Annotated in this window: 16 protein-coding genes; 1 reads left to right on the forward strand and 15 read right to left on the reverse strand. The window is 38.3% G+C overall.

The window, feature by feature from the left end:
* Positions 1-100: 100 nt before the first annotated feature.
* The 7 genes from ACESM9_RS10670 to ACESM9_RS10700 all read right to left on the reverse strand — a co-directional run bounded on the left by ACESM9_RS10670 (position 101) and on the right by ACESM9_RS10700 (position 5624).
* Complete coding sequence (locus ACESM9_RS10670; RefSeq protein ID WP_372998097.1) at positions 101-532, reverse strand: Fur family transcriptional regulator; 432 nt, start codon at positions 530-532, stop codon at positions 101-103.
* Between the two features lie 19 nt (positions 533-551).
* The gene (locus ACESM9_RS10675) at positions 552-1361 is read right to left on the reverse strand and encodes a metal ABC transporter permease (RefSeq protein ID WP_372998100.1); all 810 of its coding nucleotides are present in this window, start codon (positions 1359-1361) and stop codon (positions 552-554) included.
* Entirely contained in the window at positions 1358-2059 is a 702-nt protein-coding gene (locus ACESM9_RS10680; protein WP_372998140.1) for a metal ABC transporter ATP-binding protein, read from the reverse strand. The genes ACESM9_RS10675 and ACESM9_RS10680 overlap by 4 nt, the downstream gene beginning before the upstream one ends.
* A 129-nt stretch (positions 2060-2188) precedes the next feature.
* A complete protein-coding gene (locus ACESM9_RS10685; RefSeq protein WP_372998104.1) occupies positions 2189-3337 on the reverse strand; it encodes a murein hydrolase activator EnvC family protein in 1149 nt (382 codons plus the stop codon).
* Between the two features lie 14 nt (positions 3338-3351).
* Entirely contained in the window at positions 3352-4248 is an 897-nt protein-coding gene (gene ftsX / locus ACESM9_RS10690) for a permease-like cell division protein FtsX (protein WP_372998107.1), read from the reverse strand.
* A complete protein-coding gene (ftsE, locus tag ACESM9_RS10695; protein ID WP_372998110.1) occupies positions 4245-4925 on the reverse strand; it encodes a cell division ATP-binding protein FtsE in 681 nt (226 codons plus the stop codon). Before ftsE ends, ftsX begins: the two co-directional genes overlap by 4 nt.
* A gap of 126 nt (positions 4926-5051) precedes the next feature.
* Positions 5052-5624 (reverse strand): LiaI-LiaF-like domain-containing protein, encoded by a 573-nt coding sequence (locus tag ACESM9_RS10700; RefSeq protein ID WP_372998113.1) that lies wholly within the window; start codon positions 5622-5624, stop codon positions 5052-5054.
* Between the two features lie 193 nt (positions 5625-5817).
* Here ACESM9_RS10700 and ACESM9_RS10705 point away from each other — a divergent pair, with 193 nt between their 5' ends.
* Positions 5818-6393, forward strand: a complete 576-nt coding sequence (locus tag ACESM9_RS10705; protein ID WP_372998116.1) for a 5-formyltetrahydrofolate cyclo-ligase — start codon at positions 5818-5820, stop codon at positions 6391-6393.
* Positions 6394-6419: 26 nt separating this feature from the next.
* Here ACESM9_RS10705 and ACESM9_RS10710 read toward each other — a convergent pair whose 3' ends face one another.
* The 8 genes from ACESM9_RS10710 to ACESM9_RS10745 form a co-directional block, all read right to left on the reverse strand.
* Positions 6420-8813 carry a Lon protease family protein gene (locus ACESM9_RS10710; RefSeq protein WP_372998119.1) on the reverse strand — a complete coding sequence of 798 codons (2394 nt, stop codon included), beginning with the start codon at positions 8811-8813 and terminating at the stop codon, positions 6420-6422.
* Between the two features lie 83 nt (positions 8814-8896).
* Positions 8897-9832 carry a transketolase family protein gene (locus ACESM9_RS10715; RefSeq protein ID WP_372998122.1) on the reverse strand — a complete coding sequence of 312 codons (936 nt, stop codon included), beginning with the start codon at positions 9830-9832 and terminating at the stop codon, positions 8897-8899.
* Complete coding sequence (locus ACESM9_RS10720; protein WP_372998125.1) at positions 9832-10659, reverse strand: transketolase; 828 nt, start codon at positions 10657-10659, stop codon at positions 9832-9834. The genes ACESM9_RS10715 and ACESM9_RS10720 overlap by 1 nt, the downstream gene beginning before the upstream one ends.
* A gap of 75 nt (positions 10660-10734) precedes the next feature.
* Positions 10735-11466 carry a WecB/TagA/CpsF family glycosyltransferase gene (locus ACESM9_RS10725; protein WP_372998129.1) on the reverse strand — a complete coding sequence of 244 codons (732 nt, stop codon included), beginning with the start codon at positions 11464-11466 and terminating at the stop codon, positions 10735-10737.
* 11 nt (positions 11467-11477) lie between these two features.
* A complete protein-coding gene (gene csaB, locus ACESM9_RS10730) occupies positions 11478-12566 on the reverse strand; it encodes a polysaccharide pyruvyl transferase CsaB (RefSeq protein ID WP_372998131.1) in 1089 nt (362 codons plus the stop codon).
* A gap of 15 nt (positions 12567-12581) precedes the next feature.
* On the reverse strand, positions 12582-13829 hold the full coding sequence (locus ACESM9_RS10735; protein ID WP_372998134.1) for an O-antigen ligase family protein: 1248 nt from the start codon (positions 13827-13829) through the stop codon (positions 12582-12584).
* Between the two features lie 11 nt (positions 13830-13840).
* Positions 13841-14254, reverse strand: coding sequence for a hypothetical protein (locus ACESM9_RS10740; protein ID WP_372998137.1), 414 nt, complete (start codon positions 14252-14254; stop codon positions 13841-13843).
* 11 nt (positions 14255-14265) lie between these two features.
* Positions 14266-14406: a hypothetical protein gene (locus ACESM9_RS10745; RefSeq protein ID WP_372998142.1), complete on the reverse strand. Its 141-nt coding sequence runs from the start codon at positions 14404-14406 to the stop codon at positions 14266-14268.
* Positions 14407-14410 lie beyond the last annotated feature (4 nt).

Raw genomic sequence — 14410 nt, forward strand, 5'->3', positions numbered from 1 at the left:
TTTTTGGGTCCTGATATGCATTTTGTGTGCCATTAATATTCTATTAAGTAATTATATCATTAATACTATTTATGTGGAGTTATTTTGATATATTTAAAATTTATTCCTTACCTTTGCATTTGCTGCATATTCCATATATCTCAAACTTATGTTCAGTTGGTTCAAAATCAAGGTCTTCAAGCTTTGCTTTTCTCAGTATTTCACTGAAAGGGCATATGTCTATCTCTTTTATCTGGCCGCATTTATTGCATATAATATGATGGTGGTGGTTTTCTCCTGCTAATTTGAAATGACAGTAACCATCAATTATACTGAGCTTTTCAACTATACCCAACCTGACTAAAAGTTCAAGATTCCTATATATAGTAGAAAAATTAATACCAGAATATTTATCACTTACAAGAGAAAATATCTCATTTGCGGTATATGGACCTCCACCATTTCTTAATACTTCAATTATTACTCTTCTCTGTTGCGTAAGCTTATATCCACTATTTTTCAGTATTTCTTCAGCATTGACTTTAATATTCAAGCCTATCACCACCAAAAAATTATTTTCCCTTTCTCACAGCTTTTATAAAGAGAACACCAAGCAGTATTGCAACGGAAAGCAGCACAATGGTTCCACCAGGGGCTATATCTAAGTAATAAGATAGAATAAGTCCAAAAATAACCGATATCAATGCGAAAAGAACAGATATAATAATAGTTTTTATAAATCCTTTCCCAGTCTGTATGGCGGCTGCCACAGGAACAACCAACATAGATGACACCATGAATATCCCTACTATTCTCATTGAAACCACCACAGTAAGACCTGTCAGTATCGTTAAATACATATTGAGAAAGCTTACTGCTATACCGGAAATCTGGGCTCCTTCTTCATCAAAAGCTATATAAAACAGTTTCTTATGCAATATTACTACGGATATAATTATTATAAGGCTCAGAGTGCCCATGATATATATATCCTGAGAATTTACTGCCGCAATACTGCCAAACATATATCCCATCAAATCCGTATTGAAACCTTTTGCCAATCCAATCATAACTACAGCAAGACCAATTCCAGTAGATAGTATGATGGAATTGGATATCTCCGCATACTTTGAGAATGTTTTTCTCAGCTTTTCAATAGCAACGGCTCCTACTACAGAAAACATGAGTGCACCCCAGAATGGGTAGAATCCCCAGAGCATGCCTGCTGCTATGCCTGCTAAAGATGCATGAGATAGAGTATCGCCAATCATGGATAATCTTCTTAATACTATAAAAATCCCTATAAGAGGACAAGTAATAGCTACCATAACACCTGCTATAAATGCCCTCTGCATAAATTCATATTGAAATATCTCCATCATTTTCTATCTCCATCTCCATAATTATGAATATTATCTGATATGCTGCCATCACTTATTTGTATTACTCTGTTAACCATTGACTTTATATCTGTATAATCATGGGTTACCATAACTATAGTTATTCCATCATCCTTGTTCAGCTTGTATATCAGATTGTAGAAATCCTCTTCTGTCTCATTATCTATCCCTGTTGTAGGCTCATCCAAAACCAAAAGCTGCGGTGAGCTTATCAAAGCCTTTGCAATAAATATTCTTTGCTGCTGTCCCGCTGAGAGCCTTCCTATGAGCCTATCCTTATAATCTGCCATGCCTACAGCTCTTAAAGCTTTGTCTGTCAAATCCGTCTTGTTCTTCCTACTCATATCCTTTAACTTCTTTGTGGTATATAAAGGCGAACTTACAACTTCCTCAACTGTGGCAGGAAATCCAAGATTCAGATTCAGAATCCTTTGAGGCACATAACCTATCTTATCCCATTCCTGGAATTTATCTATTAACCTCTCAAACAACCATACTTTACCTTGATCCGGTTTCAATAGACCAAGGCATATCTTAAGGAGGGTACTCTTCCCTGCGCCGTTAGAACCTACTACAGCAGCAAAATCCTTATTCCTCACTGAGAAGCTGCAATCTTTCAGCACTTTCACGCCATCATAGGAGAATGATATTTTCTCTCCTCTCAACACTATATCTTCCATATCCTTCAACTCGATTCACTCCAGATTTATGTCTTTGCAAATGGTTTGCAATACCATTGTATATTATTCCCTATACTTATGCAATATAAACTGGGTCTTAACTAAAAAAGCTGTGACTTAGCACAGCTCTTATTTTTTACTTTTAGTTATATATGGTATGGGGTCTGTATGATTACCATTTATCCTTACTTCAAAATGGAGATGAGGTCCGGTTGATAAACCAGTACTGCCTGATTTTGCTATAACCTGGCCTCTTGTTACTATATCGCCTTCCTTAACCAAGAGCTTGGAATTATGGGCATATAGTGTGGAAATTTTACCACCATGGTCTATTATTACTGTGTTGCCATAACCTCCATTATATTTCGCCAATATTACCTTCCCTGCATTGGCGGCAACAATATTACTGCCTGATGGAACTGCCAGATCCACTCCTGTATGCATTCTCTTAGTTTTTAGTATGGGATGTGTTCTATAACCGTAGGGTGAAGTTACCTTAGTATATCCTGGAGAAGGCCATGCCATCTCTCCGCCTATGTAATCTTCCGAACTCTGCAACTGAAGTATTTTCTTTGTCAGTGCAGCAGATTCTTCCAAGAGCTTGTCCTCTTGTCTTTCCAGCTCTTTCAGATCTTTATATACCTCTTTTAACACCTGTTCTTTTTGGCTCTTAACAGATTCTACTTCTTCTTTTTTGCTGCTTAAATCATTTTTTAATACTTCCTTCTGCTGTTGTTCGTATTCAAGCTGTTGCTTCTTTTGATCGATGTTGTCCCTAATTGTTTTTCTTTCCTTTAGCAGGTTTACATCATAGTTTATTATCTTTCTCATTAAATCCAATCTGGATATGAAATCACTGAAGCTTGTAGCATTAAGCAGGACTGCCAAATAGCTTGAACTGCCATTTTGATACATGACTCTTACCCTTTTGTTAAGCAGCTCTTTTTGAGTTTCGGCTTCTTCGGTAGCCCTGTCCAGCTCCCTTTGGGTTATGGCTATTTTGCCTTCCAGTTCAGATATTTGTCCTTCTACTATCTCAAGGCTTTTTTCCGCTTCTTCCAATTTCCTGTCCAATTCCACAATCTGATTGGATACGTTTTTGCTTTCCTTTTGCTTAGCAGCCTGCTGAGCTTTAGTCAGTTCAATCTTTTTCCTGGTTTCTTCCAGTTGTTTTTGAAGATCTTTCACATCATCATAATACTTCTGTCCATAAACTGGAACAACTGAAAGGCATAATATTATTGCCAGCAATAAAGCTATACTTTTCTTATACTTCATCTTCAAACCCTCCATTAAACCTTAAGGAATTTTCTGATGGATATCATGCTTCCGAGAGAACCTATTATTACTCCGAAAATCAAAAGAGCAATAACCAGGTTATTTAATATCTCATGGAAAGGCATTAGGGATATTACCAGAAGGCCAAACATCTGCTGCTCTATATATTTGGCTATAAAATAATAGCCTGTAGCTAACAAACCAATGGAAATAATGCTTCCTATCAAGCCTAACAAAACTCCTTCAAAGAAGAAGGGTCCCCTTACAAACCAATCGGTGGCACCAATATATTTCATTATTCCTATCTCTCTTCGTCTGGCAAAAACCGTAAGCTTTATAGTATTGGATATGATGAATACGGATATCAAGAATAATATTGCCACTATGGCAAGACTCCCTATCCTGAGGAAATATGTAATATCCAAGAGCTTTTCAAGCTCTTCTTTACCATAAACCACATTTTCAATATTTGACATGGCTTTTATAGCCAAAGTAACCTGAGGAGCAAGTCTGGGATCCTCAAGAGTCACTACAAAGGAGTCGGACAATGGATTGTCCCCCTCCAATCCTTCAAGAAGATAGGAATTCTCACCCAAGGATTCGCTGAACTCTTTTAAAGCTTCATCCTTTGATACAAATACAGAGTTCTTCACTCCTGTCAGGCCTTTAATCTCCTTGTTGATATCTTCTATAATATTCTTACTCAATCCATCCATAAGATGGACCTTTATCTCCACTTGAGATTCCAGCTTCGCCGCCAGATAGTCCACATTCAACACCAATATTAAGAATATTCCTATAACCAGCAGTGCCGACATAACAGAACCTATGGACGCCAGGCTCATAACCTTGTTTCTCCATATGCTCTTTCCTGATTGCTTTATAAAATATTTGTATGTTCTTATCTTCATACTCCATACCCGCCTTTCATGTCATCACGGGCTATGGTTCCGTCTTCGATGGCTATAACCCTTTTTCTCATGGCATCGACAATATCCTTGGCATGGGTTGCCATGAGTACGGTTGTTCCTCTATGGTTTATCTCATTAAGGCTCTTCATAACTTCCCATGATGTATCCGGATCCAAGTTTCCCGTAGGCTCGTCCGCGATAAGTATGGATGGGCCATTTACTATGGCTCTGGCCAGAGAAACCCTCTGCTGCTCTCCTCCGGAAAGCTGGCTGGGATATAGATTGGACTTCTTGCTAAGCCCTACAAGGCTTAGTATTATAGGCACCTGTCTTCTGATTTCTTTGGGAGGTGCTTCTACTACTTCCATGGCAAAGGCCACATTCTCATACACTGTCTTTTCCTGAAGCAGTCGGAAGTCTTGAAACACAACCCCTATGCTTCTTCTCAGGAAAGGTATTTCTCTTCTTTTCAGCTTTGTTACATCCTTGCCATTTATTATTATATTGCCTTGATCCGGGTCTATCTCCTTGAGCAGCAGTTTTATCAAAGTGGATTTTCCTGCACCGCTGGGACCTACTAAAAATACAAATTCTCCGTTATCTATCTTAATATTGATATTTTTTAAGGCTTTGTGACCATCACTAAAAGTTTTACTTACATTAACCAGTTCTATCATTAAACCACAACCTTTCGCGCATATTTTTATATCTTCTACATAAAACCATAAATTCCTTTATAAATTTGTATAAAAGGGCATAAAAAATAAGCCCCGTTTCAAATTAGGACTTATTTCTCAACTATTCTACTCTGATTTATCTTTTTCAGCTATTACTTCACTATTATCTACAGGCTGACTTTGCTGTTGGTGATGCTGCTGTCTATGAGGTTTACTCTTTCTATTATCATTCTTTGTAAGTATCAGTATTCCCAATACTATGAGAAAAGCAGGAGCTAAGTATTTCCTATTGAGTATATATACTGTATCAGTCAGAAATATCAGTCCAAGACCACCTAAAATAGCAATAGGAATGAGCAACGCCTTGTCTCTGCTTCCAAAGAAGTATAGCTCCATCAAGCCTATGGATATGCCTATCAAAAATACAGGCCAAAGGTCCGCCATCAATCCCCATCCAAAAATAACATTGGCATAGAAGAGCAGTCCATAAGTGGTTAATATTCCCGCCGGTACCAAAATGCCCGGATTTTTATCCAAACCTGTGAAGAAGGAGAAATGAAGATAGACACCAGGAGCTAAAAGGGCAAGGGGCCATACATAACTCCAAGAAAAGTTAAAGTAACCTAAATTGGAGACCAGGAACAAAGTTCCAACTATTATGAATAAAACACCGATAAATATATTATGATCCTTTTTCATATAAAAAACCTCCATCAACTATTCATGTCATCTATTTATACGATTAAGTGATAAAAAAGTCTGATAGTATTGAGCATATAATAATTAAAAAGTCTGATAGCAATAATATGTATTTTGATATAGAATATATATTGGATTGTTAATAATAAGTCATAGTTATAGAAGCTCCACAATATATTAGTGAGGTGATTGGATGAAAAGTGAATTAAGAGAAAAAATGTTGACCATCAGAGATTCACTTACTACTGAAGAAGTGACAGAGAAAAGCCTGCAGATTAAAGACAGGCTTATCAGTACTTCCATGTATACTGAAGCTAATCATATATTCACATTCTTAAGCTTTAATAAAGAGGTTATGACCAAACCCATTATAGATGATTGCATGGAAAAAAATAAGCAATTGTACATTCCCCTATGCAATACTCAAATTAAAGAAATTGTGCTGTGCAAATTTGAAGGCTGGGATAAACTGAAACCCAGCAAATTTGGTATTATGGAGCCTGTGAAAGACCATATAAGGATCGTAAACAGATGTATATTGGATATGGCAATAGTACCCGGTGCGGTTTTTGATAGAAGGGGTAACAGGATAGGCTATGGAGCTGGATACTATGATAAATTTTTTAACACTCTTACAAAAAATATATTAAAAATTGCAGTATGTTACTCCTTTCAAGTTGTGGATAGCATAACGCCATCTGAATATGATGTACCTATGGACTACATAGTAACAGAAAATGAAATCATAACATGTGAGCAATATAGATAAGGGCGGCCGCGAAGGCCGCCTCTATTCTATTCCCCGTCAAACTCCTCTACCAGTCGGGCATATTTTTCAATCTTCTTTTGCACAAGATTATAGAGAGTTCCTTCCGGATATCTACCATCTTCACTCATAGAACCGGCAGGCATGTCGGTAAGTATTTCAATCCCTTCCTCTATGGTTGTTACAGGATATATATGGAACAAACCTTTTTCCACCGCTTCTATGACTTCATCATTGAGCATCAAATTAACCACATTCTGATGAGGTATCATGACTCCTTCTTTTCCAGTGAGTCCCCTATGCTTGCAGGTTTCAAAGAAGCCTTCAATTTTCTCATTTACTCCACCTATGGGCTGAATTTTTCCTTTTTGGTTTACCGAGCCGGTAACTGCAATATATTGCTTAATAGGTACTTCCGAAAGGCTGGACAGCAAAGCGTAGAGTTCCGTTGAGGAAGCGCTGTCTCCTTCAACTCCGTCATAAAGCTGCTCAAAGCATATATGAGCAGATAGGGTCAGTGGAAATTCCTGAGCAAATTTTTCTCCAAGATAACCTGAGAGAATCAGTACACCTTTGTCATGTATGCTACCGCTCATTTCCACTTCTCTTTCTATATTGGTAATACCCTTATCCCCCGCAAAGGTGGTAGCAGTGACTCTGCTAGGCTTACCGAAGGCATAGTCTCCTATATCCATGACAGATAATCCATTGACCTGGCCTACAACCTTTTCTTCGGTAGATATTAGTATTACTCCTGTATCAATCAGTTCCTGCAGCTTTTCTTCTATCTTGTTGGATCTGTATTTTTTCTGCTGTATAGCCTTCTTCACATGGATATCCCTTACAATATCTGATGAATCGATCCTGGCCCATGCATCTGCTTCATATAATATCTCCACAATATCATTAAAGCGGGTAGACAGCTTGTGCTTATGATCTGCAAGCCTTCTGCTATAGTCTATTACTACCGATACTGCGGTACAGTCAAAATGGAGCAAATCCTTCTCTCTGCAGTGGGAGCTTATAAATCTGGAATATTTATTTATATTTTCCTCTTCAGATGGCATCTCCATATCAAAATCTGCTTTTATCTTAAAGAGTTTTCTAAAGTCCTCGTCATAGTTGTACAACATCTGATACAGGCTATTGTTCCCTAACAGTATTACCTTCACATTCAAAGGTATAGGTTCCGGCTTAAGTCCACCTGAGACAAGTCCAGTATTTGGATAAATATTCTCTATGGCTATACTATTATTTTTAAGAGCTCTTTTTAGTCCATCCCAGCTTTCCGGGCTTTTGGCTATATCAGACATGTTGATTATCAAATATCCCCCATTGGCAGCATGAATGGAGCCCGGCTTTATTTTAGTAAAGTCAGTGGTAACTGCTCCCATATTGCTTTCATAATCAATCCTGCCCAGGAGATTGTAATATTTAGGATGAGGTTCTACAACCACAGGTGCACCCTTGGTCTCTCTATTGTCTATTATGAGATTCACCTTATATTTGGTGGTGAAATCCTTCACATTTATTTTTTCAAGCAGTTCAATATCTTCTACTTTTTCCTTATCAATTTTTCTAAAATCATCGATGTTTTGAATAATATCCTTCTGAACCGATGCTAGATAGTTGATTACATTTTTATGTGCAGAGTATTTTTCCATAAGCTCATGTATAGGCTGCTCCACCGTAACCAATGCAATCTTTGCTTCCAACTGTTCTATTTTGTCCCTTGCATTTTTCTCCATATCCCTTATCTTCTTCATATATTCCATGAGCTTCTTCTGCACTATATAAGATTTTTCTTCCAAATCTTTTCTTTTGGAGGTTTCCAGATTGATGAACTCTCCTTCCTCCATAGGCTTGCCATTAACCATTGGAATTGTGAGGAGACCCTGGTCGCTTCTTTTCAGCATAAAGCCTTGCTCATTGACATACCTGTTAAAGTCCTCCATAATATCTGAGCTCTGATTCTGAAAGTCTTCAAGAATTTCTCTCCTTTGCCTTTCATATTCTTCACTCTCAAAGGCCTTAGGTATGTTAAGCTTAAGCATCTTGACCAGTTTTCTCATATCTTTTACAAAAACATGTCCCTTACCCGTTGGGAGGTTGATAGCTTTGGGTCTGTCAGGATTTTTAAAATTATAGACATAGCACCAGTCATCGGGAGTCTTTTCTGTCTCGGCTATCTTCTTAGATATGGATTTTGCATAGCTGCTCCTGCCTGTTCCTGTTAACCCTGCCACAAATATGTTGTAGCCGGTTCTTTTTATGGTAAGACCAAACTCCATGGCCGATACTGCTCTTTCCTGACCAATTATACCATCCAACGGTTCCAACTCTGCAGTAGTCTGAAATCCTAACTCCTCACATTTGCATTTGTTGGCTAGTTCACTAGCAGATAATTCTCTGTATTTACTCATGAAAACCCCCCCTATTAGAAAAATCGGCTCACTAATTTTTCACTAGGCAACCAGATAGTTCCCATCACCTTCGTAATAGAAAGCTATTTCTTCTCTATTGCCTGCTTTGCTGCTTCAGCAACATCCTTTGGGCTGATGCCATATAAATCTACCAGTTCCATAGGTTTTCCCGATTGGCCGAATACATCCTTTATCCCAACCCTCACCATTGGAACAGGGTATTCTTCGCAGAGGACTTCGGCTACAGCTCCACCAAGACCTCCTATTATATTATGCTCTTCAGCGGTAACAATTGCCCCTGTTTTTTTCGCTGAATTGATTATGAGCTCCTTGTCTATTGGTTTTATGGTATGCATATCTATTACTTCTGCTGAAATGCCTTCCTCATTTAACATGGCTGAGGCTTCCAGTGCAATATGAACCATAAAGCCTGCGGCTATTATAGTCACATCCCTTCCTTCTTCTAGGATTATTCCTTTGCCTATCTCAAAATCTATGTCGTTCTTGTATACTTCAGGTACTCCAAGCCTCCCTAGTCTGATATACATGGGACCATTATGAAGTATTGCCGCTTCTATAGCCTTCCTTGTTGATAACGCATCTGCAGGGTTGATTATAGTCATGTTGGGTACCGCTCTCATTATAGCTACATCTTCTATGGCCTGGTGAGAGGCGCCGTCTTCTCCCAATGTTATTCCGGCATGTGTGGCAGCAATCTTCACATTTAGTTTAGGATAGGCAATGGAGTTTCGTATTTGCTCAAAAGCTCTGCCTGTGGCGAACATGGCAAATGTACTGGCAAAGGGAATTTTTCCACAAGTTGCAAAGCCAGCTGCCGTTCCCAATAGATCCTGCTCCGATATGCCCATGTTGAAAAATCTTTCAGGATATTTCTTTTTAAAGTCATTGGTTTTGGTAGATTTTGAAAGGTCTGCATCCAAAACCACTACATTTTTATACTTTTCGCCCAGCTCTGCTAAAGCTGCTCCATAGGCTTCTCTTGTTGCAATATTAGCCATTATTTCAAAACCTCCAATTCCTTTAAGGCTTGCTCTTTCTGTTCTGCATTAGGTGCCACCCCGTGCCAGCCTACTTGATTTTCCATGAAGGATACGCCTTTGCCTTTCACAGTCTTTGCTATTATGGCAGTGGGTTTCCCCTTGGTATTTTTTGCGTCCTCTACGGCCTTTTCTATTTGCTGCAAATCATGCCCATCTATGGTTATAACATGCCACCCAAAGACCTTCCATTTATCCTCTATAGGATTAATATTTTTTACTTCTTCGTTGGTTCCATCTATCTGAAGACCGTTGTTATCAATAAACACAGTAAGATTATCCAGCTTATAATGGGCGGATGTCATAGCAGCCTCCCAAACCTGACCTTCCTGCATTTCTCCATCTCCCAGCAATGCATAAACCCTGTAGTTTTTATTATCCAGCTTTGCAGCCAATGCCATACCATTTGATGCAGAAAGACCTTGCCCCAATGAACCTGTGGACATGTCAACTCCAGGAGTACCCTTCATATCAGGATGACCCTGTAGCATAGCTCCTGTTTTTCTCAGTTTCATCAACTCTCCTTTAGGGAAATATCCCTTTTCTGCCAAAGTGCTATACAGCACAGGAGCCCCATGGCCTTTAGACAGTATAAATCTGTCTCTATCCTGCCATTGAGGGTTGCTGGGATCCACATTCATCTCCTTGAAATAAAGATAGGTCAAAATTTCAACAGCAGAAAGTGAGCCTCCCGGATGGCCTGATTTGGCCTCTGCAAGCATTTCAATTATGTCTTTTCTAATAATATTTGCTTTTTCTTTTAATTGTTCCAAAGCTTTATTATCCATGTTTTCCTCCTTCTAATATTGGATCATTATTATATTTAGTCTATTGAATAGGATCCTTCAGGCAAAGCCTTCAGGTTATTTTGTTTTAGCATCATAAAAAGCTAATAATATAAATTTGGGCAGCTTCAGCATCCTGAAAAACCTTTTTGGCTCTTTCAGCAATCTGTATAACCACTCCAATCCTGCTTTCTGATAAAACTCAGGAGCTCTCTTGGATCTACCGGCTAAAATATCAAGGCTTCCTCCCACTCCCATAGCGATTTTGGCATCTAGTATATCCCTATGGTTATATATCCATTTCTCCTGTTTAGGTGCACCCATTGCCACAAATATAATATCTGGCTTTTTATCTATTATTTCTTGAATTATCTCTTTTTCTTCATCTTCATTGAAATATCCGTGATGATATCCCACAATATTTATACCAGGATATTTCTGATTTAGCTTCTGTACTGCTTCATCAGCTACTCCCTCTTTACCCCCCAGAAAGTACATGCTCTTCTCCTGGGTATAAGCTATTTCAAGCAAGCTGTTCATAAGCTCACAGCCTGCAACCTTTTCCCTCAATGGGACACCATAAAACCTGGAAGCGATGACTACTCCTATTCCGTCAGGTATTACTAAATCACCGTTGTTCAACACATCAGTAAAATTTGGATCCTTTACTGCATCTACAAGTAATTCGCTGTTTGGGGTAAAAATCATCTTCAACTTATCCTGTTGTAAAAATTCCTTACATCTTTTCTCGGCTTCTTCAAATGTTATATTATCTATATTAACTCCAACTATCTCAACAGTATCTCGCATATTTACACCTCTCAGCTTTTCATAAGTTGGCATGCTAAAGCCACATTTTCCTTGGCCTTATTCTTCATAGTCATCATAGTATTTTCGAGCTTTCTCTTGTTATCCTCATAGTTTTCCATGATCTGGCGGGCTCCCATAATTATCATTTCACTGTTTATGTTCTCCACATTTCCTGCTGCTCCTTGACCTATGTAATCCAAATATCCCTTTATTTTGGGATCATATATGAGCCCTAACATGGGGGTAGAAGTTATTGACGAATATATGAGAGTATGAAGCCTCATGGCAATCACGAAATCCATTCGACCCATGATGCCTATAAGTTCTTCTGGATCATAGGTTTTGGACAATATTCTATATGGAACGGTCATCATTTCAGCTGTTTTCAGCATGACTTCCGTATCCGATTGATACATGGGTATAAATATGGGCATTAGATTATATGTATGGTATATATATTCCAAGGAAGTTGCCAGCTGTGCCTCCAAATCCTTTGACAGCTTCCATTTACGAATATTTACACCAATGAATTTGCTATCTTTGGGTATGCCCTCTTTATCAAAGATAGCATCCACTTTATCTTTTTCAACGGGCATAGTAGTCAGAACCGGATCTGCTGTAACAATGATTCTGGGTTTTTCCACTCCCATTTTCTTAAGTGCATTTAATGATTCTTCCTCTCTCAGGGTTATGAGATCTACTTTATCTATAACCTTTTTCACCCTTCTAGCATTTGTTGGGGAGTTTATGGGACCAATTCCATTGGCATAAAGCATTATTTTTTTATTGTACATTAAACCTATTTTTATTACTGTCAAATAATACAGCAAAGATCTGGTGCTGGTCATATCCTGCAGCAGGCTTCCTCCACCGCTTATCAATAAATCACAGTTTTTAATAACCTTTGCTATGCTCTTTACATTCAAGCGGTTAACTGCATCTATTCCATATTCAGAACTTGTTTTTGCAGGATTGTTGGATAAAGCTGTTATTTCAATGCCAGGGTCTGCTTCCCTGAAGTCCCTCACAATTGATTTTAATATGGCTTCATCACCACTGTTTCCAAATCCATAATATCCCGAAATCACTATTTTCTTCATATAACGCTCCCCAATCTATTGCAATTGTTGGAAATTGGTACCCAGGTTTCTTGCAGCAGTAATAAATGCCGCGAACATCCAAAAAAGTATTACAGACTTTGGCATATATAGAATATGCTCTGCAATTCCATGTACCATTATTGACAAAAATCCGCACAACAGCCCTATGGAAACATAACTGAAATATCTATCCTTAGTCTTTTTAGCAAATTTAATTGTTGTTACAAAGATGGAAAGGACTACCCATGCAAAAGTGAGTATCCCAAATATGCCCATCTCTGCCATAATCTCAAGATACATATTATGGCTGTGCCATGCTTTGCTCCCCTTAATTCCGTATTCCAAAAATGTGTTTTTGAAAGCCCAATAGCCGTAACCTACCCCTGTGATCCAAAAGTCTTTTATCATGTTTATGGTTCCTTCCCATATATAGGTTCTGTAGGCATTGGAAGTGTCCTGAACATTGCCTATGGTGCTAATTCTCTGGATTATCACCTGTGGCAAAAGAGGTATGGCTCCTATACCTCCCACTACAAAAAGAGGAATATACTTAGCCATTTTCAATATTACAAACAACATCGCTGCAGAAGCAAAACCCAGCCATGCTCCTCTTGAAAAAGTCATTAAAAGACATACAAACATAACTCCTACAATCAGTGTCATTATTATCTTGTTCATCCATTTTCTATAGACAAATACCAAGGTTATTGCAACGGGCAGTATATGCTCCAAATATTCTGCAAAGACATTAGGATTGCCGAAGGTTCCTACTACCCTTGTTTTCACATCAGGATTCAGATTCACATCAACCCAGGCCTTGCTTGTGGTACCCAAGGTAAAATACTGTATAATCCCATAGATTGATAATATGAATGCGGTAATAATAAAAATCTTGATAGCTCTGTCAAAGTCCTCTTTGGACTTAAGAGTATTTACTATTACAAAATACAATGCAAGACTAACAAGGCTTACCACAAGATTCTGAGCACTCAACACAGGGTCTACAGATATAATTGTAGTTATAATCTGCACCAAAGCAAAGGCTATCAAAGGCATCGCTATGGGATCCTTGACAAAGCCCCTCTCTTTATTTGTCATAATCTTAATCACATAGGAAAACACTACCACTGCTGCAAAAATCAAAGTGGCTTCGTTGGGCAGAAAAGGCAGTGCTATTATCAAAGCGTAAAAACCCAAGAGAGGATTATTGAGGGTTAATCCGGAGATACCTATACCACCAAGCAGTTTTAATGCAGTTTCCATAGATACACCCCCTAGTCCACATTCTTCCAGAACTCAAAAATATGTCTCATAATAAAACTATCCTTAAAAACAGCCCTCACTCCACTTTCATCCTCTTCAATACTATTTTTTTTAGGTTTGGAGTAGTTGATTAAAGCAAAATATTTGCTCTCAGAAATCCCTTGCTCCAGACTGAATATACGACTTATATAGCTAAGTGAAGCCATGATGGCTTTGCTTGTCACCCTATATGCTGCAGAGTTTCTGTGAGCTTCCATATTAAACATGCCATCCACAACCTGTCCTAAAAAGCTGTCTCTCCAAGTATTTTTGAAGCAGTCAACAAAGCCCATAATTAACTTGCAGAAAAAACTATGCCGGCTTGCTTTAGCAATCATGTCTTCAAACCCTAAAACGAAAGATATTATTTTGCTATCCTGATCCATGATATATCCCCTTACTCGTTAAAGATTATGTTGTAGACAAAACCTTTAACTGCAAACTTCTTTCCTTTTATGCCCCCTAAAGGAGATCCGATCCTTATTTCCTGATTTCCCATATATACTCCTGTATTGCTAATTACTGCATTCCCTTCGATATAT

It is taken from the genome of Lutispora sp., from assembly GCF_041687175.1.
In the GTDB taxonomy this organism is placed as follows: Bacteria; Bacillota; Clostridia; order Lutisporales; family Lutisporaceae; genus Lutispora.

Bases quoted from the DNA above. Each gene is read 5' to 3' on its own strand.
- ACESM9_RS10675 (WP_372998100.1), bottom strand. From the start codon at position 1,361: ATGATGGAGATATTTCAATATGAATTTATGCAGAGGGCATTTATAGCA.
- ACESM9_RS10735 (WP_372998134.1), bottom strand. From the start codon at position 13,829: ATGGAAACTGCATTAAAACTGCTTGGTGGTATAGGTATCTCCGGATTA.
- ACESM9_RS10725 (WP_372998129.1), bottom strand. From the start codon at position 11,466: ATGCGAGATACTGTTGAGATAGTTGGAGTTAATATAGATAATATAACA.
- ftsX (WP_372998107.1), bottom strand. From the start codon at position 4,248: ATGAAGATAAGAACATACAAATATTTTATAAAGCAATCAGGAAAGAGC.
- ftsE (WP_372998110.1), bottom strand. From the start codon at position 4,925: ATGATAGAACTGGTTAATGTAAGTAAAACTTTTAGTGATGGTCACAAA.
- ACESM9_RS10715 (WP_372998122.1), bottom strand. From the start codon at position 9,832: ATGGCTAATATTGCAACAAGAGAAGCCTATGGAGCAGCTTTAGCAGAG.
- ACESM9_RS10705 (WP_372998116.1), top strand. From the start codon at position 5,818: ATGAAAAGTGAATTAAGAGAAAAAATGTTGACCATCAGAGATTCACTT.
- csaB (WP_372998131.1), bottom strand. From the start codon at position 12,566: ATGAAGAAAATAGTGATTTCGGGATATTATGGATTTGGAAACAGTGGT.
- ACESM9_RS10700 (WP_372998113.1), bottom strand. From the start codon at position 5,624: ATGAAAAAGGATCATAATATATTTATCGGTGTTTTATTCATAATAGTT.
- ACESM9_RS10685 (WP_372998104.1), bottom strand. From the start codon at position 3,337: ATGAAGTATAAGAAAAGTATAGCTTTATTGCTGGCAATAATATTATGC.
- ACESM9_RS10680 (WP_372998140.1), bottom strand. From the start codon at position 2,059: ATGGAAGATATAGTGTTGAGAGGAGAGAAAATATCATTCTCCTATGAT.
- ACESM9_RS10740 (WP_372998137.1), bottom strand. From the start codon at position 14,254: ATGGATCAGGATAGCAAAATAATATCTTTCGTTTTAGGGTTTGAAGAC.
- ACESM9_RS10710 (WP_372998119.1), bottom strand. From the start codon at position 8,813: ATGAGTAAATACAGAGAATTATCTGCTAGTGAACTAGCCAACAAATGC.
- ACESM9_RS10720 (WP_372998125.1), bottom strand. From the start codon at position 10,659: ATGGATAATAAAGCTTTGGAACAATTAAAAGAAAAAGCAAATATTATT.